Source organism: Paenibacillus sp. EPM92 (assembly GCF_016586185.1).
GTDB lineage: Bacteria > Bacillota > Bacilli > Paenibacillales > NBRC-103111 > Paenibacillus_G > Paenibacillus_G validus.
This window is the reverse complement of record NZ_BCPS01000064.1, coordinates 115,813-135,877: the sequence shown is the minus strand read 5'-3', so window position 1 is coordinate 135,877 and position 20,065 is coordinate 115,813. Positions and strand designations below refer to the sequence as shown.

Below are 20,065 nucleotides of genomic sequence, written 5' to 3'. Positions count from 1 at the left end.
GACAACAAGTTCGTAAGGAGTTCGTATGAAAATTACCGGCGATCATCAGCTTATCAAAAAAATAAACACCTATATCGTGCTCGATACGATCCGGCGCGAGTTTCCGATTTCGCGCGCCGACATTTCGGCCAAAACCGGTTTGAACAAAGCGACGGTCTCGGGGCTTGTGAGTGAATTGATCGAAGCGCACTTCGTTACCGAAACCGGTCTCGGCGAATCGAGCGGCGGCCGCAAGCCCATGATGCTGCTGTTCAACCAGCAAGCCGGTTATGCGATCGGCGTCGATCTCGGGGTCAACTACATCCTCGCGATGATCACGGATCTGAGCGGCGCGATCGTCAAGGAGAAGAAGATCGAGCTCGCCGATCTCGAGGTGGAAGCCGTGACGGACAAGCTGAAGAGGACGATCCACGGTCTGATCAGAAAGGCGCCTCCCTCGCCTTACGGCATCGTCGGCATCGGCGTCGGTGTGCCCGGACTTGTCGACGATCAAGGGCGGGTGCTGTCCGCCCCGAACCTCGGCTGGGAGAGCGTGCCGCTGCGCGACATGCTGCAGGCGGAATTCGGCCTGGAGGTGTCCATCGATAACGAAGCTAACGCCGGGGCGCTCGGGGAAAAAGAATTCGGCGCCGGTCGCGCCGTCTCGAACCTGCTCTATATCAGCGTCGGCATCGGGATCGGCGCCGGCATCATACTGAACGACGCGTTGTACCGCGGTGTATCCGGGTTCTCCGGCGAAGTCGGGCATATGATGCTCGCGCAGGACGGGCCCCGCTGCGGCTGCGGCAACCGCGGCTGCTGGGAGACGTTCGCCTCGGAGAAGGCGCTGCTGCTTCAAGCGAATAAGCTCCGGCTGGGCGACGAGCCAACGCCCCGCTTGCACGCGCTGCTGGCGGCGGCCAAACAGGACGTGACCGGGGTGCGCGAGCTGTTCGCGGACACGGGACATTGGCTCGGCATCGGGATCGCCAACCTCGTCAACGTGTTCAATCCAGCGCTGATCGTGATCGGCAACCGGATGTCGCTGGCGAGCGAATGGATCGCCGATAGCATCCACGAGTCGCTGGACACGCGCAGTCTCGCGTTCCACCGCAAGCACACCTCCGTCGCCTACTCGCAGCTCGGCATGGCATCGTCCGCGCTCGGCGCCGCATCGATGGCGATCGGCCACTTTTTCTCGAAGATGAAGGCGACTTGGGAGTAGCAGCGCCTCCGCACCAAATAGCTGAACGAGGATGCTCTATTCGCACTGAAGATCGGGTAACGTATGCCGCCATGCCAAAAACGCCGCCCCTCCGCCAAATTGGCGAAGGAACGGCGTTTTTGACGTGGACCAGCTGTTCAGGTCCTGCAAGCGGTGCCTCGCTTCCGGCAAACAGCATGCCGCTCGCACGCTGCATGCTCGCCGGACACCGCTCTGGAATCGAATTACAAATCATGATGTACACGCATTCCTATTCTCACCGGCAGACGTTTGCTGTTTTTTACCGCAAAATACCGCATCGGGCGGGCCAATCTGCAGCTCCTTCAAGCTTTGCGACGCCCACCCTGCATGCGCCGCCCAGCCCTTCCGACTCCGCCTAACCCGGCTGGCGCTGCTCCTCGGTCCCGAACTTCGTCTCGTAGAAATCCTTCGCCTGCCCGCGTACTTCCGCAGCCGTGTCGCTGTCGATAGCCCGCTCCAGCAGGGCGCGGCACTCCTCGGCGTGAAGCCGGGACAATGCGAACTTTTGCTTGGCGACGGACGCCGCGTCCATGCTCCACTCGTCCAAGCCCATGGCCAGAAGCAGCGGGGCGGCAAGCGGATCCCCGGCCATCGAGCCGCACATGCCGACCCGCTTGCCTTCGCGGTGCGCAGCGTCGATCAAGCTGCGGATGGAGCGCAGCACCGCCGGATGGAAATAATCGTACAAGTGCGCGACTTTCTCGTTCATCCGGTCGACGGCCAACGTATACTGCACCAGATCGTTCGTGCCGATGCTGAAGAAATCGACTTCCTTGGCGAACCGGTCCGCAAGTTGAATGACGGAAGGAATTTCAGCCATGATGCCAAGCTCAAGCTTCTCGTCATAGGCGATTCCAGCCGCCTTCAGCTCCTGCATCGCCTGCAAGGCCAGCGCCTTTGCCTCCCGAAACTCCTGCATCGAGGACACCATCGGGAACATGATCTTCACGCAGCCGAACGCGCTGGCGCGGATAATCGCCCGCAGCTGCGTCTTAAACAGCTCGCGTTCGTGCAGGCACAGCCGGATCGCCCGCATACCGAGGAACGGATTGTCCTCGTGCGGCAGGTCCCAGTAGGACAGCTCCTTATCTCCGCCGATGTCCAGCGTCCGAATGACGACCGGCTTGCCATTCCACTGCTCCACCATCCCCCGGTAGACACGAAACTGATCCTCTTCGTCCGGAAAGCCGTCCGCGTGCATGAACAGAAATTCGGTCCGGAACAAGCCGACGCCGTCCGCTTCTTCCGCGATCCCTTCGCGCATCTCTTCCGGCATGCCTACGTTAACCGCCAGCTCCACTGTGGTGCCGTCCGCCGTGCGGGCCGGAAGCCCGCGATATGCGGAGAGCTTCTCGGCTGCAGCCTGCTCTTGCTCGAACTTCTCACGGTAGCTTGCGGTCGTCGCGGCATCGGGACACACGATGCAGACGCCTTCCGTGCCGTCCAGGATCAGCTCGTCGCCATGCTTCAAGGCGGCGAACGCCTCTCCTGTGCCGACAACCGCCGGAATGCCGAGCGAGCGGGACAAGATTGCCGTATGGGTCGTTTGGCCCCCGATACGGGTGACAAATCCGAGCACGGTTCGTTTGTCGAGCTGCACCGTAACCGAAGGCGTCAAATCTTCGGCGACCAGGATGACCGGTTCTTGAATAAACGACAAATCCGGGTACGACACTTGCTGAAGATGCGACATCAGCCGTTCTGCCACGTCTTTAATATCGTGAATGCGTTCTTTCACGTACGCATTGTTCATTTTCTCAAACACCGCGCTAAGCTGGGCGACAACCGTCTCGACGGCTTTCTCCGGCGATGCCTGCTTGCGCTTAACCTGACTGACGATTTCACCATAAAACGCCGGATCGCTCAAAAAGCTCTTCTGCCCTTGAATGATCGCGCTCTTCTCTTTGCCCAGCGTCAGCTCCGACTTCGCGATGATCGCTTCCAGCTCGGCAACCGATTGCCGCTTCGCCTGCTCCAACCGCTCAAGCTCCGCGGGCACCTGGTCCGGCTCGATCCGCTCCGCGTAAGCGGCCCGCCCCTCTCCGGCCAGCGCATAAACGAATGCACGGCCGAAGCGGATACCTTCCGAAACGCCAATGCCTTGAATGCGTAATTCGCCCATCCTACTCACCGAACCCCGACTCGAACAAGCGGGCGATTTCGTCCGCCGCCTTCTCCTCGTCCGGCCCGTCGGCCGACAGCTTGACTTCAGCGCCTTTCTCCAGCCCGAGCGCAATAATGCCGAGCACGCTCTTCAAGTTCGCTTCCATGCCGCCTTCCGTCTCCAGAAAAATATCCGATTCAAATTGTATGGCCGCATCGGCCAGCGTTTGCGCCGGACGCAAATGCATGCCCTCTTCATTGATAATCGTAAGTATTCTTGATTGCATAGGGTGAAACTCCTCTCCACCTGGTTCTTCTTACGGTGTGATCTTTATCGCTTTCTTAAGAGAGCGCGCTTTCCAAAGTACGCAGCACGTCTTCCTCGGTCTTCGCTTCGCTCAGTTCGTTGCGGAAGCTTTCGTGAATCAGCTTCCGTGAGATCGACGCCAGAACGCGCAGATGCTCTTTGCCCGCTTCGGCCTGCGGAATCGCCAGCAGGATGATCAGTGACACCGGCTGCCCGTCAAGCGCGTTCCAATCGAGCGGCCGGGATAGCCGGGCGAATGCCAGCCCCGGCTTCACGACACCCGCCGATTTGCCGTGCGGAATCGCTACGCCGAAGCCGATTGCCGTCGACGCATGCTGCTCCCGCGCCTCCACATCGGCAAGAAACAGCGCCCGGTCGGTCACGTATTGCCCGGCTTCCATGCGGGCGGCCAGCTGTTCCAGGCAGTCTTGGCGGCTTGTCGCGTTCATGTCAAGGACGATCGTCTGGGTTTGAATCAAGTCGTTTGCGTTTGCACTCATTTGTAGGTTCCTCCTGGTAATTAAAAGTTAAAGTTAAGCGACTTTCTTCTTCAACATCATGACCGAAACTGCGGTGATCACCGTACCGACGGCGATCGCTGCGGTATAAGCCGCCAAATGCGTTACGGCGTTCGGAATCGCAAGGACGAAAATTCCGCCGTGCGGCGCCTGCAGCGTCGCGCCGAACACCATCGACAGTGCTCCTGTTACCGCCGAGCCAAGCATAATCGAAGGGATGACACGCAGCGGATCGGCTGCCGCGAACGGGATCGCGCCTTCGGTAATGAAGGAAATGCCCATGACGGAAGCTACTTTACCCGCATCGCACTCTTCCTTCGTGAACTTGTTCTTCGCGATCAGCGTCGCCAGCCATAAGCCGAGCGGCGGTGTCATACCCGCTGCCATGACCGCCGCCATCGGGCCGTATACTTGGCTCGCCAGCAAACCTACGGCAAACGTGTAAGCTGCTTTGTTAACCGGTCCGCCCATATCGAAGGCCATCATAGCCCCAAGCAGCAGCCCAAGGAAAACGGCGTTGGTCGAGTTCATGGCGGTTAACCATTGCGTTAAAGCGTCCATAATCGATTTAACCGGCGTTCCAATTACGTAAATCATAAGCAAGCCAACGATAAGCGTAGATAAGACCGGAATAATCAGAATCGGTTTGACGCCTTCAAGCGTCTTCGGCAGTTTAACAGCCGTCTTCAGCCACTGGGCGATGTATCCGGCTAGGAAACCGGCAATAATCCCCCCCAAGAAACCCGCGCCGAGCTGACTGGCCAGCATGCCACCGACAAGGCCTGGCGCCAGGCCGACCCGGTCGGCAATAGAGAAGGCGATAAAGCCCGACAGAACCGGTACCATCAAAGCGAATGCCGCGCCGCCGCCGATGCTCATCAGCGCTGCAGCCAGCGTTCCTTCTTCCTTAAAAGCGTTGATGCCGAATATGAACGACAGCGCGATAATAATCCCGCCTGCAACGACGAGCGGCAGCATATTGGATACGCCCGTCATCAGGTGCTTGTAAAAGCCTGTACGCTTCGCGCTGCGCTCCTGCTTCGCCCGCTCGACCTTTGCGGCATAGTCGGCGCCGCCTGCCGCAGCGCTTGGCGATACGGCCTGCATCGAAAGTGCTTCCTCGATAAGACCGATCGGATTTTTGATGCCTTCGGCAACGCCCGCCTTCACGACCGGCTTGCCGGCGAAACGCGATTCCTCCACGTCCGTATCCGCCGCGATGATAATCGCATGCGCCGCTGCGATTTCCTGCTCGGTGATTTCGTCCTCCACGCCAAGCGCGCCGCGTTTCTCAACCTTCAACTCCACGCCTTTCTCTGCGGCCGTTTTGAGCAAAGACTCAGCAGCCATATACGTGTGGGCAATTCCGGTAGGGCATGAAGTAACCGCCAACAATTTTTTCATAGGAGATCCCCCTTCAAGATATAACTTCGTTTCCTTACAGAGCTTGAAGCTGTACCTGATTCACATGCCTTTCAATTTCTTCGAAGGTGCTTACCTGCGTTCCCGGCTTGCTTGCGGTTAACGTCCCAGCCGCCGCACTCCAGCGCGCCAGCTCCGGGAGCGGACGGTCTGCGAGCAGCGCGTGCGCCATGACGGCCACCATTGAATCTCCGGCTCCGACCGTGCTGAGTGCCTCGATCGGGAACGGACGGACGCGGTACGTTTCCGTTTCATTCATGACGATCGCGCCCTGCGCGCCCATCGAGACGAGCACAACCCGGATGCCCCGGTTCAGCAGGGAACGTCCGGCTTCGACGATATCGCGATCCGTCTCCAGCTTTGCGCCCACCAGCTGCTCAAGCTCGAACTGATTGGGCTTCACCGCATACGGGATGGCTTCGATCCCCGCAGCCAACGCCTCGCCGTCCGCATCCAGAATCGTCTTGACGCCGAAGCGGTGCGCCGTCCGGATGTAATCGTAATAGATCTGCGTATCGACGCCTTTAGGCAGGCTGCCTCCCAGCACCATCACTTCCGTTTCCGCGAGCAGCGCTTCCAAATTTTGATTCAGCGCTTTCAACGCTTCAGGAGCGATGTCGAAGCCCGGCTCATTAATCTCCGTCGTGACCCGCTTCCAGGTGTCCACCAGCTTCATGTTCGTGCGCGTTTCCCCAGCCACCTCAACGAATTCCGTGCGGATGCCGATTCCCTCCAGCTCCCGCCTGATGCGCGAGCCAAGCGTACCTGCCAGAAATCCGGCCGCGGTCACGCGAACCTGAAAGCTTTGCAAAATGCGCGCCACGTTAATCCCTTTGCCGCCGGGATCAAGCCGAATTTCTTCAGCTCGGTTCAAGCCTCCGACCTGGAGGGAGGGTAATAGCACCGTTTTGTCCATCGACGGATTTAATGTGACCGTTACCACCTGTTGTCTACCCATCTCCGAGCTCCTTCCCGGCCTCAACCGCATAAACCTCGATCCCCCGCGCCGTTAATGCCTCCATGAATTCACCGGGCATTCCGGCATCGGTAATACAGACGTCGATGTCGCTCCAATCGGCGAAACGCGAGAAGCTGACCTGATTCGCTTTACTGCTGTCGCTAAGCAGAATGACGCGGTCCGCGCGGCGAATCATTTTGCGCTTAATATCCGCTTCCATCAAGTTCGGCGTCGTCAGTCCTTCCTTCAAATCCATGCCGTTGGTCGCCATGAACGCTTTGTCAACCTTGATCATGTCGAGGCATCTTTCGGCGAACGGACCAACGAGCGACATGACGCCAGCGCGGTAAGCGCCGCCCAGGACAATGAGCTCGATGCCGAGAGGCAGGTTGACGTCTTGAGGCAAAATGATCGAGTTGGTCACAACCGTCAACTTCTGAAACGCTTCCAATTCGCGAAACATGTAGTACGTCGTCGTGCCTGCATCAAGCAATATCGTGTCGCCGTTGCGAATCATCGCCGCCGCCTTCGCCGCAATGGCTTTCTTCTCAGCGGTGCGGGAAATTTCTTTCTCCGAGAAAGACGGCTCGAACATGACGCTTTTCACGGATATAGCGCCTCCGTGCGTACGCTTCAGCAGCCCGGCCTCCTCCATCTCCCGCAAGTCCCGGCGGATCGTGGATTCGGAAACTTGATACAATTCGCATAATTCCTGCACATCGACGCTTTTTTTCTCTTCCACTAACGATAAAATATTATTTTTTCGTTCTTCTCCGAACAATGGGTTCGCCCTCCGTTTGCTTGTTTGTGGACGATTCGATCACATAATCGATCGTTTGTGATCGTTTTATATATATAACGATTATAAACGGTCATATTTTCGCTGTCAATCGGTCATTTTGGGAAATCATGTAAACATCCGCGCGCATCCAAGCATTTCCCCTCTCCCCTGTTGCTTTCTCGAAGAAGATAGGATAGCATACGGACAACACCCATTTTTTTCAAAATAATTGAAGGAGTGAGTACGCTTGGAACAACGGGATTTCGGAGCGACCGGACGACGGTTTCCGCTCCTCAGCTTCGGCGCGCAGCGCATAGTGGACGAACACGGCTGCACGGAAGAAGAAGCGGTTCGCATCATTAACCGTGCCATCGACGAGGGCATCACCTACTTCGATACGGCGCCGCGCTACTCCAACGGGCAGTCCGAAGAGCGGCTTGGCCTCGTACTGAAGCATCGCCGCAGTGAGGTGTGGGTCGCAACCAAAACGAACGACCGCACCCGCGACGGCTCCTGGAAGCTTCTGGAGGCTAGCTTGAAGCGGCTGCAAACGGACCGCGTCGACGAATGGCGCCTTCATAACATCATGACGTTCGAAGAGCTGGAGCAATGCTTCGCCAAGGGCGGCGCACTCGAAGCGCTTCGGGAAGCGAAAGAACAAGGGCTCGTCGGCAAGCTCAGCATCAGCGGACACACGAATCCGCGTGTCCAGCTCGAAGCGATTGAGCGGTTTCCGTTCGATAGCGCGCTTGTCGCGCTATCTGCGGCGGACCATCTCATCTACAGCTTTGCTCACGAATTTCTCCCCAAAGCGCAGGAGAAGGGCGTCGCGGTCATCGGCATGAAGGTGTTCGCCCTCGGCAAGCTGGCGCCTTGGTACGAACAAGCGCTTCGTTATACGCTTTCGCTGCCGATCTCGACCGCAATTGTCGGCATGGAAACGATGGAGCAGCTGGAACGAAACTTAAGCGTCGCCCGGAGCTTCCAGCCGATGTCCGACATCGAACAGCTCGAATTTTTGAAGGAAATCGCGCATCTGGCCACACCGGACGTGCTTCGCTGGAAAGCAAGCGCGTGGATGTCCGGTGAATGGCATCACAGGCCATAACACGACTTCGCCCTCCGACCGTTCAGTGAACGTTCGGAGGGCGTTTTCGATTTTAGCCTTTCAAGATATTGTCTATCTGCTGAAGCTCCTCGTCCGTAAAAGCCATATTGGCAAGCGTACCGACTGCGTCATCGATTTGGCTGACTCTGCTCGCGCCGATCAAGGCGGAGGTTACCTTTCCACCGCGAAGCACCCAAGCGAGCGCCATTTGCGACAGCTTTTGCCCGCGCCGACCGGCAAGCTCGTTCAGCTGGCGCGTCTTCGCCATCACCGCTTCGGTCAGCTCTTCCGGCTTCAAGAAGATACTAGCCCCGGCGGCTCTGGAATCCGCGGGGATGCCTTGGAAGTAGCGGTCCGTCAGCATCCCCTTGGCAAGCGGCGAGAACGCGATGCAGCCGATCCGCTCTTCCTCCAGCACGTCCAGCAGACCTTCCTCGATCTTACGCTCCAGCATCGAATACCGCACTTGATGAATCAAGCAGGGCGTACCCAGCGACTTCAAGATCGCGGACGCTTGCCGTGTCTGTTCCGGGGAGTAATTGGAAAGCGCCACGTATAACGCCTTCCCCTGACGAACAACAAGGTCCAACGCGGCCATCGTTTCTTCCAACGGTGTCTCGGGATCCGGCCGGTGATGGTAGAAGATATCGACGTAGTCCAGGTTCAGCCTTTTCAAGCTTTGATCGAGGCTGGAAATCAAATACTTCCTGGACCCCCAGTCGCCGTAAGGCCCCGGCCACATGTAATAACCGGCTTTGGTCGAGATGACCATTTCATCCCGCAGATGCCCGATATCTTGCTTCAAAATCCGCCCGAAGGTTTCCTCCGCCGAACCGGCCGGCGGCCCGTAATTGTTGGCCAAATCAAAATGTGTAATCCCGAGATCGAACGCCCGGCGCACCATCGCGCGTCCGTTCTCGTAGCTGTCGCCGCCTCCGAAATTGTGCCACAGGCCCAAGGATATCGCCGGAAGCTTTAACCCGCTAGCCCCGCTCCGATTGTAAACCATCGTCTCGTACCGTCGTTCATTTTCCAAATACCGCATCTGCTCACTCCCCTTCGGATTGAATCCTTCTATTGTATGCCAAAGCGCGCGGACAAGCCAAGCTATTTGGCGACGACGGCTGCATCCCCGGCAGCCCTGAGGTCGTTCCCGCGATAGACGGGCACTGTTCCTGTCCGCAAGCGGGCGAAATGCCGAACGGTCTCCCGGCATCGAGATCCCGCATGGCGGCATTCCTATGTACTGCATGACCAACGAAGACCAGCAGGCGATCAAGCAGCCGGCGGACACCATAGCCCAGTCCCCCCTACAGCAAGCAACCGCCCGGATCGCGGACGGTTGCTTGCTGTACCCGGAGAAGACTCCGATTTCCGGTTTCAGTCATGGCTAAAGCTTGGTGTATCCGGTTTAGTAAGCTCCGCGAATAAACGCATGGACTTCCTGCTCGTAGAAGGCGCGCAGGCGCGCAAGCTCCTCCTTCGAAAAAGGCCTTGCGCCCGAAGCGCCGAGATTGTCCTCCACCTGCCGTACGTTCTTAAAGCCCGGAATGACGCAAGTGACGTTCGGATTCTCAAGAATCCAGCGCATGGAAGCCCGCGCCATATTCCCGCGTCCTTCCGCGATCCATGCGAGCTTCCGGGACAGCGCTACGCCCTTGTCGAACGGCAGGCCGGCGAATGTTTCACCAACGTTGAACTGCTCGCCGTTCGCGTTGAAGCTGCGGTGATCGTCCGCCTCGAATGTGCTGCTCTCCGTAAATTTGCCGGTCAGCAGACCGCTCGCAAGCGGAAGTCGCGCCAGGATGCCTACGCCCGCTTGCTTCGCTTGCGGGAACAGCACTTCGGCCGGCTTCTGGCGGAACAGGTTGAAGATGACTTGCAGCGCTTTGACGCCGGGGACGCTCAGACAGAACAAGCCTTCCTCCACCGTTTCGACGCTGACGCCGAAGTGGCGGATTTTTCCTTCCTGCTGCAGCTGGCGCAGCACTTCGAACACCTGACCGTCCTGCAGCACGGCCAGCGGCGGACAGTGAATCTGATACAGATCGATCCGCTCGCGGCGCAGCCGTTTTAAGCTGTTCTCACAGTAAGCGCGAACCGATTGCTCCGAGTAAGTAGCCGGATCGTGGATGTCGCCGGCGCGGCAAAATTTCGTCGCGATGTGGATGTCGTCTTCCCGGCCGCGAGTCGCTTGCGCGAGCAGTTCCTCCGCGTGTCCGCCGCCGTACACATCCGCCGTATCGAAGAAGTTGACGCCCGCTTCCATCGCGCGCTCCAAGCCCCGTATAGACTCTTTGTCGTCCTTCTGACCCCAGCTTCCGCCGATGGCCCATGTGCCAAAGCTGATTTCGCTGACCCTCAGTCCGGTATCTCCCAATTGACGATAATTCACTCGGTTCCCCTCCGTTATTTCAAATGGCATTCGATGCGCTCCAACGCGCCGGCCGAAAGCTTGATGGCCGACGCCTTCGCGTACTGCTGAACCTGCTCCTGGCGGGCTCGCGCCGATAAGCGCCAGTCTTATTCATTGTACCATGATTCACCCATTCCCAGCCAAAAATTACCTTCTTATTATCCGCGCCTGCCGGCTCCACAATCCGTCCGAACACCCACCCGCTCGTCCGCAGCGCAGTTCAACAAAATCGTCTCCGCACCGAACATTTCCGGCACTTCCGCACATGCCAAAGAGGCCGGGAGCTAGTCCCGGCCTCGGCCTTCCAATCCAATTACTTCAAGCCTTTCTCCACCTCTTGCACCATGCCTGCAACGGAGACCAACCCGCCGCCCGACAAGTACCAGTAGTTCGGATCGAGGTACACGATATTACCATCCTTGAACGCTTTCGTATTTTTCACCAGCTCGTTCTCAACCACCTGCTTGGCGGCCGCGTTGCCTGAAGCAATTGCCGCATCGCGGTCGACGACGAACAAGTAGTCCGGATTTTTCTCGGCGATGAATTCCGGTGAAATGCTTTGGCCGTGCGGCGTCGAAGAATCGATCTTGTCGTCCACCGCTTTGAAGCCGAGCACGTCATGAATGAGTCCGAAACGGGAGCCTGGGCCGTATGCGCTCAATTTACCGCCGGTAGCCAGTACGATCAGCGCATTCTTGCCGCTGGCCGATGCAACGTCTTTCACTTTCTTCACCGTCTCGTTCACTTTCGCGAGCTCTTGATCCACAGCTTCCTGCTTGTCGAACACATATCCGAGCGTCTTCATGTTCTCCGTGAACGAATCCATGTAACGCTTGTTATCGACGCCCACAAACACCGTTGGCGCGATCTTCGAAAGCTCGGCATAAGCGGCCTGCTGCCGTCCGGAGATGAGAATCAGATCGGGGCCGATCGCGTTGATTTTCTCGAAATCCGGCTCGGTCAAGCTGCCGACGTTCTTATACTTCGCCGCATCTTTATACTTCTCCAGGTAAGGCGGGATGTTCGCTTGCGGCACGCCCGTCACTTCGACGCCGAGCTTATCGAGGGAATCCAGAACGCCGAAGTCGAACACCACGACCTTCTTCGGATTTTTCTTCAGCTTCGTTTCGCCGAGCTGATGTTTGATCGTCAGCTCTTCGACTGCCGGCGCCTTAGCCGGCTCCGACCCGGTCGTTTTGGCCGCTTCGCCGGCGTTTGACGAACCGTTCGTTCCGCACGCGACGGCAAATACCGCCATCATCACAACAAGTACAAACATGGACAACTTTCTTCTCAATTTGCTCACCTCAATAAATTTTTTATATATAAAATGATGAGAATCATTTTATTATTTAAGCGAAATAAACGCATATACGCTGCCCATCGATCTGCTCGATCGGGATGTCCATCTCATACACATGCTTCAGTACCGCGGTGTCGATGATCTCTTCGGTCGGCCCTTCCTTCACGACGCGGCCGTCCTTCAGCGCTACGATATAGTCCGAGTAACAGGAGGCGAAATTGATGTCATGAATGACCAGCACGATCGTCTTGCCCAGCTCCTCCACCATACGCCGCAGCACCTTCATAATTTGTACGGAATGCTTCATATCGAGATTGTTCAGAGGCTCGTCGAGCAGGATATACTCGGTGTTCTGCGCCAGCACCATCGCGATGTGGGCCCGCTGCCGCTGACCGCCGCTCAATTGATCGAGATATTTGTTCTGCATGTCCGCTAGATCCATGTAAGCGATCGCCTCGTCGACATGACGATTGTCTTCTTTCGTCAGCTTGCCCTGCGAGTAAGGAAAGCGGCCGAAGCTAACCAGCTCCCGTACGGTTAAACGGAGGTTGATATGGTTCGTTTGCTTCAGAATCGAAATTTTTTTCGCCAAATCGCCGGTTCGCCACTGCCCGATTTCCCGGCCGTCGATATAGACCTCGCCGCTGTCCTTCGTAAGGAGACGGCTCACCATGGAGAGCAGGGTGCTCTTGCCGGCGCCGTTCGGACCGATGAACGAAGTGATTTTTCCTTTGGCGATCTTGACGGATACGTTATCAACGACGGCTTTGTTTCCGTACCGTTTCGAAACCTTCTTGACTTCTACCACTTTTTATTCTCCTTTAATAGAAGATAGATAAAGTAAATGCCGCCGACCAGGTTAATCATGACGCTGATCGTGGTAGAGAACGTGAATACTCTCTCCACCAGCAGCTGGCCGCCTACCAAAGCGATGATGCTGATCAGCGTGGAGCCTAGAATCAAATACCGATGGCGGTACGTGCGGAGAAACTCATGCGCGACGTTCGCAACAAGCAGGCCGAGGAAGGTAATCGGTCCGACAAGCGCGGTCGAGACGGAGACGAGAATGGCTACGACGATCAGCAGCCTTTTGACCACATGATCGTAATCGATCCCCAGGTTAACCGCATGGTCGCGTCCGAGCGACAGCACATCCAAATATTTGGCGAATTTCGTAAAATAAGCAGTCGTGAGCGCCAGCAGAAGGATCGCCAGCCACAGCAAGTCCGTGTTCATCCGGTTAAAGCTGGCGAACATGCGGTCCTGCACGATCATGAACTCGTTCGGGTCGATCAGCACTTGCATGAAGGAGGTGAAGCTCGTAAACAGCGTGCCGAAAATAATGCCGATCAGCAGCAAAAAGTAAATGTTTCGCCCTTCCCGCTTCAACACCAGCTTATACAGCACGCCGGAGAACAGCACCATCAGCCCGATCGACAGCAGAAAATGCGAATGCTTGCTCATCATCGTCAAGGTGGATGCGCCGAACGCGAACACGACGAACGTTTGCATCAGCAGGTACAGCGAATCGAGGCCCAGGATGCTCGGCGTCAGGATGCGGTTGTTCGTAATCGTCTGGAACACCATCGTCGAGAGAGCGATCGAACCCCCGGTCAGTACGATGGCTGCGATTTTGACGCCGCGTTTGGGCAGCACGTAGTCCCAGTTGCCGCCGGACTGGATGACCATGAATGTCACGATCAGCGCGACGGTCAACGCAGCGAGAATCCCTAGCTTAGCCTTCATGTTGTTCATGCGCCTTTCTTCTCAGAAGTAAATAAAGAAAAATGCCGCTGCCGATAACGCCGACTGTCAGGCCGATCGGAATTTCGAACGGATAAATGAGAATGCGGCCGAGCACGTCGCAGAACATGACGAACACCGCGCCGAGCAGCGCCGTCGAGAACAAGCTTTTGCGCAGATGATCGCCTTGAAACATCGTCACGATGTTCGGGATAATCAGGCCGAGGAATGGAATCATGCCTACGGTTAGAATGACGACGGAAGTAACCAGCGCAACAAGCACCAAGCCGATATTGACGACCTGCTTGTAATTCAGCCCCAGATTGACGGAAAACTCTTCGCCCATGCCGGCCACCGTGAACCGGTCCGCGAACAGGTAAGCGACGATGACAAGCGGGATGCTGATGTACAACAGCTCATAGCGTCCTTTCATCACCATCGAGAAATCGCCGTGCAGCCAAGCGTTCATGCTCTGAATCAGATCGTACTTGTAGGCGAAGAAGGTGGTGAGCGAACCGACGATGCTGCCGAACATGAGCCCGACGAGCGGAATGAAGATCGCATCCTTGTATTTCACTTTGTCCAATATTTTCATGAAAATCAAAGTGCCGGCCAGCGCGAACACGAACGCGACGAGCATCTTCACAATCGGACTGGCCGAGGCAAACAGGAGCATGGCGACCAGAATGCCGAGCCTTGCGGAATCTTCCGTGCCGGCCGTCGTCGGCGAGACGAATTTATTACGGCTAAGCTGCTGCATAATGAGACCGATAATGCTCATGCTTACCCCGGCGATGATGAGGCTGATCAACCGCGGAATCCGGCTGATCGCAAGCACTTGCGCTTGCGCCTCCGTTAAGCGGAACAGATCAAGCGGCGAAATGTCTTTGACCCCGATGAAGACGGAACAGAACGATAAAACGATAAGCGTTGGGAGCAGGTATCTTATTCTCATGTGTCATTCCCTCGAAAATGATAATCATTATCGTTCCATATTGTTGCATGAATCTACAGGTACTGAAATGGATTTTTCTTTTTTTCAGCATGGACTTTTCTTTAGAGGCAGGGGTGGAGAGGATGCAAAAACCGCTCAGGCGATAAGCCGCCGAGCGGTTGTAGAAGGGCTGCCGGTTGCCGGCATTAGAGTAAAGGGCAGAAAGCTACACGGGGGCTTGGCCCCTCCCGTGACCGGACTTTCACCGGTTAGAAGATGCGTGCCACTGGGCACGCAGAGTAAAAAAAAGCCCGTCCGCAAGGGTCGGGCTGCCTGGAGCGGCAAACGCGTTCGCAGGAGGGACTAGTGGACGGACAGGGCCATTCGCATGGCTTGCAGCGGGACGCTTTTGCGGCAGCAAGCTTGCGCCTCGGCAGCCGCAGGCGGCACGTTGGCCCCGCTTCTGGCCATACGCCCGCCTTCAGCGCTCCGGACGCCCGCTGCTTCGGGCTGAACCGGCGCGTTCATGAAATGCCTTCGTCATCGGAGCCAGAGTCCCCGTGCTCCCGGGAATACGCCAAAGCGCCGTCGTCCCAATCGTCCAACCGCTCTTCCTCGACGATGCTTTGCAGATCGTATTCCGTAATGCTGACGATCGGATAAGGCCGCACGAGCGCTTGCCGGGCGGCCAGCTCCTTCATAAATTTCGGCGAGCCTTCCTTCTCCTCGTCATAGAGGATGACCATCCCGTCGGTATTGCGGAGCAGAAATTTGTTGCTCTCTTTAAATTGCCACCCGCCCTCATATTTCGTTTTCGTCACGCTGTTGACGTAATCGGCCCGCTGCAGTACGCCGCTGTACAGACCGCGCTTCTCTTCGCTCCACTTCTCGTCCTGCTCCAGAAACGGCGTAATGACGGCCAAACGAAGGCCCGGATACTCGGACTTCAGCTCGACCGCCGCCTCGGCCGCCCACAGCTCGACGCCCCATTGTCCGCTGACGATGACCCATTCCAGCCCATCGTCCAGCAGGGCGACCAGCTGCTTCCGGATCGCCTTCTTGATAATGCCGATGCCCGGATGCTTCAGCGAAAAAATGCCGAGCTCCGACGCTTTATAACCGGTGACAAGAACCCGCTTCATCCGCTCCCACATCCCTAGTCCGTTCATTCTCTTCCTCGTAGGTATTAGGGTAGCATAGACGAACGTGTTAATAAAGCACCGGATTTAACGCTCCTTCCCCACCCGCGCCTGAACGAAATAACGCCGAAGGCTGCTGCCCCCTCCTACTTCGTGCCTCCCCTAATGCGAAACGTGCCCGTGCCCAATGCGCACAGGTCGCCGCTTTCGTTATACGCGCGGGCTTGCGTCGTCACCATTTTGCGCGAGCTGTGCACGACTTCGGCAGTCACCCGCAGCGTACCGAGGTTCACCGGCGCCAAGTAATGGAGATGCAGGTTGGTCGTCACGACGCTCTCCCCGGGCTTCCTCGCCATCGCCGCGAGCCCCATCGCGGAGTCGATCAAGGTCGCGTGCACACCGCCATGCAGAATCCCGATCAAATTGAGATGATGCGGCTGAATGTCCAGCGTAACGACGACGCCTTCCGGCGATAACGATTCCAGCTTCGCTCCGAGGTGATCCCAGAAGGTGCCCCGGGACGACTCTTCCAGCCGCTGTATATCAGATGACGGATCCATGGCCGTCTCCTCCCGTCTCCAGCCAAAATACGGGCAAATCCGCGAACGCCCGCCTTCCTAAAGGTCTTGTTTCAGCTTTTCCGCTTCCTCCTCGATCAATTTGCGGCGCAGCACCTTCCCGACGATCGTCTTCGGCAAGCTATCGCGAAACTCGAACTGCTTCGGCACCTTGTAAGCCGCAAGCCTTTCCTTGCACCACGCTTTCAGCTCTTCCGCCCCCGCCTCCCCATCCGGCTTCAGCACGATATACGCCTTGACCGTTTCGCCGCGGTACGGATCGATGACGCCGGCGACAACCGCCTCCTCGACATCCGGGTGCTCGAACAGCACTTCCTCCACTTCGCGCGGATAAATGTTGTAACCGCCTGCAATAATCAAATCTTTGCGCCGATCCAAAATATAAAAATAACCGTCCTCGTCCATCCGCCCCAAATCACCGGTGTACAGCCAGCCGTCCTTCAATACCTTCTCCGTTTCGTCCGGTTTGTTCCAGTAGCCCTTCATCACTTGCGGTCCGCGAACGACGAGCTCGCCGATTTCCCCGACCGGCAGCTCTTCCCCGGTTTCCAGATCGACGACCCGGCTGTCTGTGTCCGGAAACGGAATTCCGATCGAGCCCAGCTTGCGCTTCTCCCAAATATTGTTCGCATGGGTGACGGGCGACGCCTCGGTCAGCCCGTACCCTTCAATCAGCTTGCCGTTCGTCATCCTCTCGAACTCCACCTGCACCTCATGAGGCAGCGAGGCCGCCCCGCTGATGCAAAATTTGATTGACGACAGATCGTACTCCTTCACTTTCGGATGATGGATCAGCGAAATGTACATCGTCGGCGCACCCGGGAAAATCGTCGGCTTCAGCTTGTGGATCGCCGCAAGCACTTGATTCACGTCATAGCGCGGCATCAGCACGAGACAACCCGCGACATAGGCGGATTGATTCATGAGCACCGTCATGCCGAACACGTGGAAGAACGGCAGCGCCGTCATATACTTTTCCTTGGCGACCTCCGTTCGATACGCCCAGAGCTTACACTGAATGGCATTCGCGATCAAATTGTAATGGGTCAGCATGACGCCCTTCGCAATTCCGGTCGTGCCTCCGGTATATTGAATCAGCGCCAAATCGTTCTCCGAATCGACCGGAACGCCGCCGGGTTCGGGCGTGGCGCGACGCAGCAGGTCCACCCACGATACAACGCCGCCGCCATACGCAACCTCGCGTTTCAGGCCGTCTTTTTTGGCCTTCAAGGGGTACAGCCAGTTTTTCGGAAAAGGCAGGTAATCTTTGATCGAGGTGACGATCACCTGTTTAATTCCGGTCTGAGGGACGACCTTCATGACGCGTTCGAATAGCAGATCAAGCGTGACGATCGTCGCCGCTCCGGCATCGTTCAACTGATGTTCCAGCTCACGCGGCATATAGAGCGGATTCGTCATGACGACGATACCGCCGATCATCAGCGTTCCGTAATACGCAATCATCGCCTGCGGGCAATTGGGCAGCATCACAGCCACCCGATCCCCCTTGCGGACGCCAAGCCCGGACAGCGCGCCGGCAAACCGATAGGCGGCATCCAGAAGCTGACGGTAGGTCATCTTTTTTCCTAGAAAATGCAGGGCGTCCCGATCCGGATAATCGGATGCGCTTTGCACCAAAAAATGCGCTAAATTTTGCTTCGGGTATTCGTAGGTCGCTGGCACTTCGGCAGGATAATGGCTTAACCATGGTTTGCTGGACAAGTCGACCACCCCATGACTCATGATGTCGGGATCAGAGCACATATTTCTCGGCTTCGATCACGCGAGAACCGATGGAACGTTTCAGTGCGATGCTGTCTACCGCCGTTCGGCGCGCCAGTTTCTTCAGCACGGACAACTGGGTACGCAGCATATCGCCGGACTCCATAGCCGCGAGCGATTGTTTCGCCCGCGCTTCGATCCGATCGAACGATTCGTGGACGAACACGGTTGTCATCTCCACAGCAAGCCGGGACTTCGCTTCCCCCGAGCGGGCCATCAGCTTCTTCGCGCGCAGCAGCGCGCTTTCCATGGCGAAGACTTCGATCATGATGTCGGCCAAACCGCTTAGTATTTCCTGTTCTTGCTCCAGCTTCATTTGATACTTCTGAACAGCTCCGGCGCCGGCCATAAGGAACACCTTTTTGGCCATCGCCAGCAGATGCGTCTCCTGCTCCAGCGCGCCTTCGAACAGCTGCCCCGGGACGAGGGACAGCAGGTCGGATTGCAGCGCCATCGCCTTCTGCATCAAAGGCAGCTCGCCTTTCATCGCGCGTTTGATCAGCGTGCCCGGGATGAGCAGACGGTTGATCTCGTTCGTGCCTTCGAAAATCCGGTTGATCCGGGAGTCCCGATAGATGCGTTCAATCCGGTACTCCTGAATAAAGCCGTACCCGCCGTGAATTTGCACGCCCTCATCGGCGACGAAATCGAGCGTTTCCGAGCCGAACACTTTGTTGATCGAGCACTCGAGCGCATATTCCGCGATTGCTTTCGCCGATTGATAGCCGGCATTCTCGCTGCCGTGACCGACTTCGGCGAGTCCTTCATCGAACAAACCGGCCGTCCGGTACACCATGCTCTCCAAGACGAAGGTGCGGATGTTCATATCCGCCAGCTTGGCGCCGATCAACGGAAAGGATGAAATTTTGCGCCCGAACTGGGAACGCCCATTCGCATACTTGGAAGCGTATTCGATCGCATCCTTGGATGCCCCGAGGCAGCCCGCCGCCAGCTTGAAGCGGCCGATGTTCAAAATATTGAAGGCGATCAAATGGCCTTTGCCGACCTCCCACAGCAGGTTTTCCGCCGGCACCTGCACGTCCTCGAGAATGAGCGGGCATGTGGACGACCCTTTAATGCCCATCTTCTTCTCTTCCGGACCGATGCTCACGCCTTCCATCGTGCGCTCGACGATAAATGTGCTGAAATCGGTGCCGTTCACCTTGGCGTATACGATGAAGACATCCGCAAATCCGGCGTTCGTAATAAACTGCTTCGTCCCGTTCAGCACGTAATGCGTTCCGTCTTCCGACAAGACGGCCGTCGTTTTGGCGCCAAGCGCGTCGGAGCCCGAGGACGGCTCTGTTAAGCAGTAGGCGGCGATTTTCTCGCCGGACGCGAGCGGCGGCAAATAGCGGCGCTTCTGCTCCTCGTTGCCGAAATACACGATCGGCAGCGTGCCGATGCCAACGTGCGCGCCGAGCGTCAGCGCAAAGGAAGACGCCTTCGTCAGCTTCTCGTTGATCAGCGTTGAGCTGATCTTATCGAGACTGAGCCCGCCGTACGCTTCCGGCACATCGGCGCCGAGCAGTCCGAGCTCGCCCGCTTTGCGCAGCAGGCTGACGGACAACGCATAGTTCAGCTTCTCCACTTCTTCCTCGTGCGGGACCACTTCGCCGGCGACGAAGTCCTCGGTCGTCTGACCGATCATGCGCTGCTCTTCCGTAAAATCTTCCGGGGTTACGACTCGGTTAAAGTCGATATCGTCGATGATAAAGCTGCCGCCGATCGTTTTGCTCATCTCGGGT

20 protein-coding genes are annotated in these 20,065 nt (G+C 57.2%); 3 read left to right on the top strand and 17 right to left on the bottom strand.

Translation table 11 applies throughout. The features are described 5' to 3' along the window. Nucleotides 1-25 precede the first annotated feature (25 nt). A complete protein-coding gene (locus JMF85_RS12965) occupies nucleotides 26-1,204 on the top strand; it encodes an ROK family transcriptional regulator (protein ID WP_155613868.1) in 1,179 nt (392 codons plus the stop codon). A 376-nt stretch (nucleotides 1,205-1,580) separates the two neighbouring features. Here the strand turns inward: JMF85_RS12965 and ptsP are convergent, their stop codons facing one another. Genes ptsP through JMF85_RS12935 form a run of 6 tightly spaced genes read right to left on the bottom strand, consistent with a single transcriptional unit; the run spans nucleotide 1,581 to nucleotide 7,314 of the window. Further along, nucleotides 1,581-3,347, bottom strand: a complete 1,767-nt coding sequence (gene ptsP, locus JMF85_RS12960; RefSeq protein ID WP_201318336.1) for a phosphoenolpyruvate--protein phosphotransferase — start codon at nucleotides 3,345-3,347, stop codon at nucleotides 1,581-1,583. Between the two features lies 1 nt (nucleotide 3,348). After that, nucleotides 3,349-3,615 carry an HPr family phosphocarrier protein gene (locus tag JMF85_RS12955; protein WP_054797513.1) on the bottom strand — a complete coding sequence of 89 codons (267 nt, stop codon included), beginning with the start codon at nucleotides 3,613-3,615 and terminating at the stop codon, nucleotides 3,349-3,351. A gap of 55 nt (nucleotides 3,616-3,670) precedes the next feature. Continuing rightward, nucleotides 3,671-4,135, bottom strand: a complete 465-nt coding sequence (locus JMF85_RS12950; RefSeq protein ID WP_127607018.1) for a PTS sugar transporter subunit IIA — start codon at nucleotides 4,133-4,135, stop codon at nucleotides 3,671-3,673. A gap of 33 nt (nucleotides 4,136-4,168) precedes the next feature. Further along, on the bottom strand, nucleotides 4,169-5,557 hold the full coding sequence (locus JMF85_RS12945; protein ID WP_127607020.1) for a PTS fructose transporter subunit IIC: 1,389 nt from the start codon (nucleotides 5,555-5,557) through the stop codon (nucleotides 4,169-4,171). Nucleotides 5,558-5,591: 34 nt separating this feature from the next. Further along, nucleotides 5,592-6,533: a 1-phosphofructokinase gene (gene pfkB / locus JMF85_RS12940; RefSeq protein WP_127607022.1), complete on the bottom strand. Its 942-nt coding sequence runs from the start codon at nucleotides 6,531-6,533 to the stop codon at nucleotides 5,592-5,594. Further along, nucleotides 6,526-7,314: a DeoR/GlpR family DNA-binding transcription regulator gene (locus JMF85_RS12935; RefSeq protein WP_141336135.1), complete on the bottom strand. Its 789-nt coding sequence runs from the start codon at nucleotides 7,312-7,314 to the stop codon at nucleotides 6,526-6,528. The genes pfkB and JMF85_RS12935 overlap by 8 nt, the downstream gene beginning before the upstream one ends. Nucleotides 7,315-7,561: 247 nt before the next feature. On the opposite strand from JMF85_RS12935, the gene JMF85_RS12930 reads away from it, so the two are divergent. Beyond that, nucleotides 7,562-8,422 carry an aldo/keto reductase gene (locus JMF85_RS12930; protein WP_127607026.1) on the top strand — a complete coding sequence of 287 codons (861 nt, stop codon included), beginning with the start codon at nucleotides 7,562-7,564 and terminating at the stop codon, nucleotides 8,420-8,422. A 52-nt stretch (nucleotides 8,423-8,474) separates the two neighbouring features. On the opposite strand, the gene JMF85_RS12925 is transcribed toward JMF85_RS12930, so the two are convergent. Then, entirely contained in the window at nucleotides 8,475-9,467 is a 993-nt protein-coding gene (locus tag JMF85_RS12925; protein WP_054797510.1) for an aldo/keto reductase, read from the bottom strand. A 196-nt stretch (nucleotides 9,468-9,663) separates the two neighbouring features. Between JMF85_RS12925 and JMF85_RS12920 the strand changes: the two genes are divergently transcribed. Continuing rightward, nucleotides 9,664-9,816, top strand: coding sequence for a hypothetical protein (locus tag JMF85_RS12920; RefSeq protein ID WP_201318335.1), 153 nt, complete (start codon nucleotides 9,664-9,666; stop codon nucleotides 9,814-9,816). A gap of 17 nt (nucleotides 9,817-9,833) precedes the next feature. On the opposite strand, the gene JMF85_RS12915 is transcribed toward JMF85_RS12920, so the two are convergent. From JMF85_RS12915 to JMF85_RS12870, 10 genes are all read right to left on the bottom strand, one after another. Beyond that, on the bottom strand, nucleotides 9,834-10,817 hold the full coding sequence (locus tag JMF85_RS12915; protein WP_127607028.1) for an aldo/keto reductase: 984 nt from the start codon (nucleotides 10,815-10,817) through the stop codon (nucleotides 9,834-9,836). A 334-nt stretch (nucleotides 10,818-11,151) separates the two neighbouring features. Beyond that, nucleotides 11,152-12,117 (bottom strand): siderophore ABC transporter substrate-binding protein, encoded by a 966-nt coding sequence (locus JMF85_RS12910; protein WP_201318334.1) that lies wholly within the window; start codon nucleotides 12,115-12,117, stop codon nucleotides 11,152-11,154. A 73-nt stretch (nucleotides 12,118-12,190) separates the two neighbouring features. After that, nucleotides 12,191-12,949, bottom strand: coding sequence for an iron ABC transporter ATP-binding protein (locus tag JMF85_RS12905; protein ID WP_127607031.1), 759 nt, complete (start codon nucleotides 12,947-12,949; stop codon nucleotides 12,191-12,193). Beyond that, nucleotides 12,943-13,887 carry an iron chelate uptake ABC transporter family permease subunit gene (locus tag JMF85_RS12900; RefSeq protein WP_280531813.1) on the bottom strand — a complete coding sequence of 315 codons (945 nt, stop codon included), beginning with the start codon at nucleotides 13,885-13,887 and terminating at the stop codon, nucleotides 12,943-12,945. Before JMF85_RS12900 ends, JMF85_RS12905 begins: the two co-directional genes overlap by 7 nt. Beyond that, nucleotides 13,877-14,839: an ABC transporter permease gene (locus tag JMF85_RS12895; protein WP_127607035.1), complete on the bottom strand. Its 963-nt coding sequence runs from the start codon at nucleotides 14,837-14,839 to the stop codon at nucleotides 13,877-13,879. Before JMF85_RS12895 ends, JMF85_RS12900 begins: the two co-directional genes overlap by 11 nt. Before the next feature lie 342 nt (nucleotides 14,840-15,181). After that, complete coding sequence (locus JMF85_RS12890; protein ID WP_155613862.1) at nucleotides 15,182-15,346, bottom strand: hypothetical protein; 165 nt, start codon at nucleotides 15,344-15,346, stop codon at nucleotides 15,182-15,184. After that, on the bottom strand, nucleotides 15,343-15,960 hold the full coding sequence (locus JMF85_RS12885) for an SLOG family protein (RefSeq protein ID WP_201318375.1): 618 nt from the start codon (nucleotides 15,958-15,960) through the stop codon (nucleotides 15,343-15,345). Before JMF85_RS12885 ends, JMF85_RS12890 begins: the two co-directional genes overlap by 4 nt. A gap of 143 nt (nucleotides 15,961-16,103) precedes the next feature. Further along, complete coding sequence (locus tag JMF85_RS12880) at nucleotides 16,104-16,517, bottom strand: PaaI family thioesterase (protein WP_201318333.1); 414 nt, start codon at nucleotides 16,515-16,517, stop codon at nucleotides 16,104-16,106. 57 nt (nucleotides 16,518-16,574) lie between these two features. After that, nucleotides 16,575-18,257: a long-chain-fatty-acid--CoA ligase gene (locus tag JMF85_RS12875; RefSeq protein ID WP_372813434.1), complete on the bottom strand. Its 1,683-nt coding sequence runs from the start codon at nucleotides 18,255-18,257 to the stop codon at nucleotides 16,575-16,577. A gap of 31 nt (nucleotides 18,258-18,288) precedes the next feature. Continuing rightward, complete coding sequence (locus JMF85_RS12870; RefSeq protein ID WP_127607424.1) at nucleotides 18,289-20,058, bottom strand: acyl-CoA dehydrogenase family protein; 1,770 nt, start codon at nucleotides 20,056-20,058, stop codon at nucleotides 18,289-18,291. Between the last annotated feature and the right edge of the window lie 7 nt (nucleotides 20,059-20,065).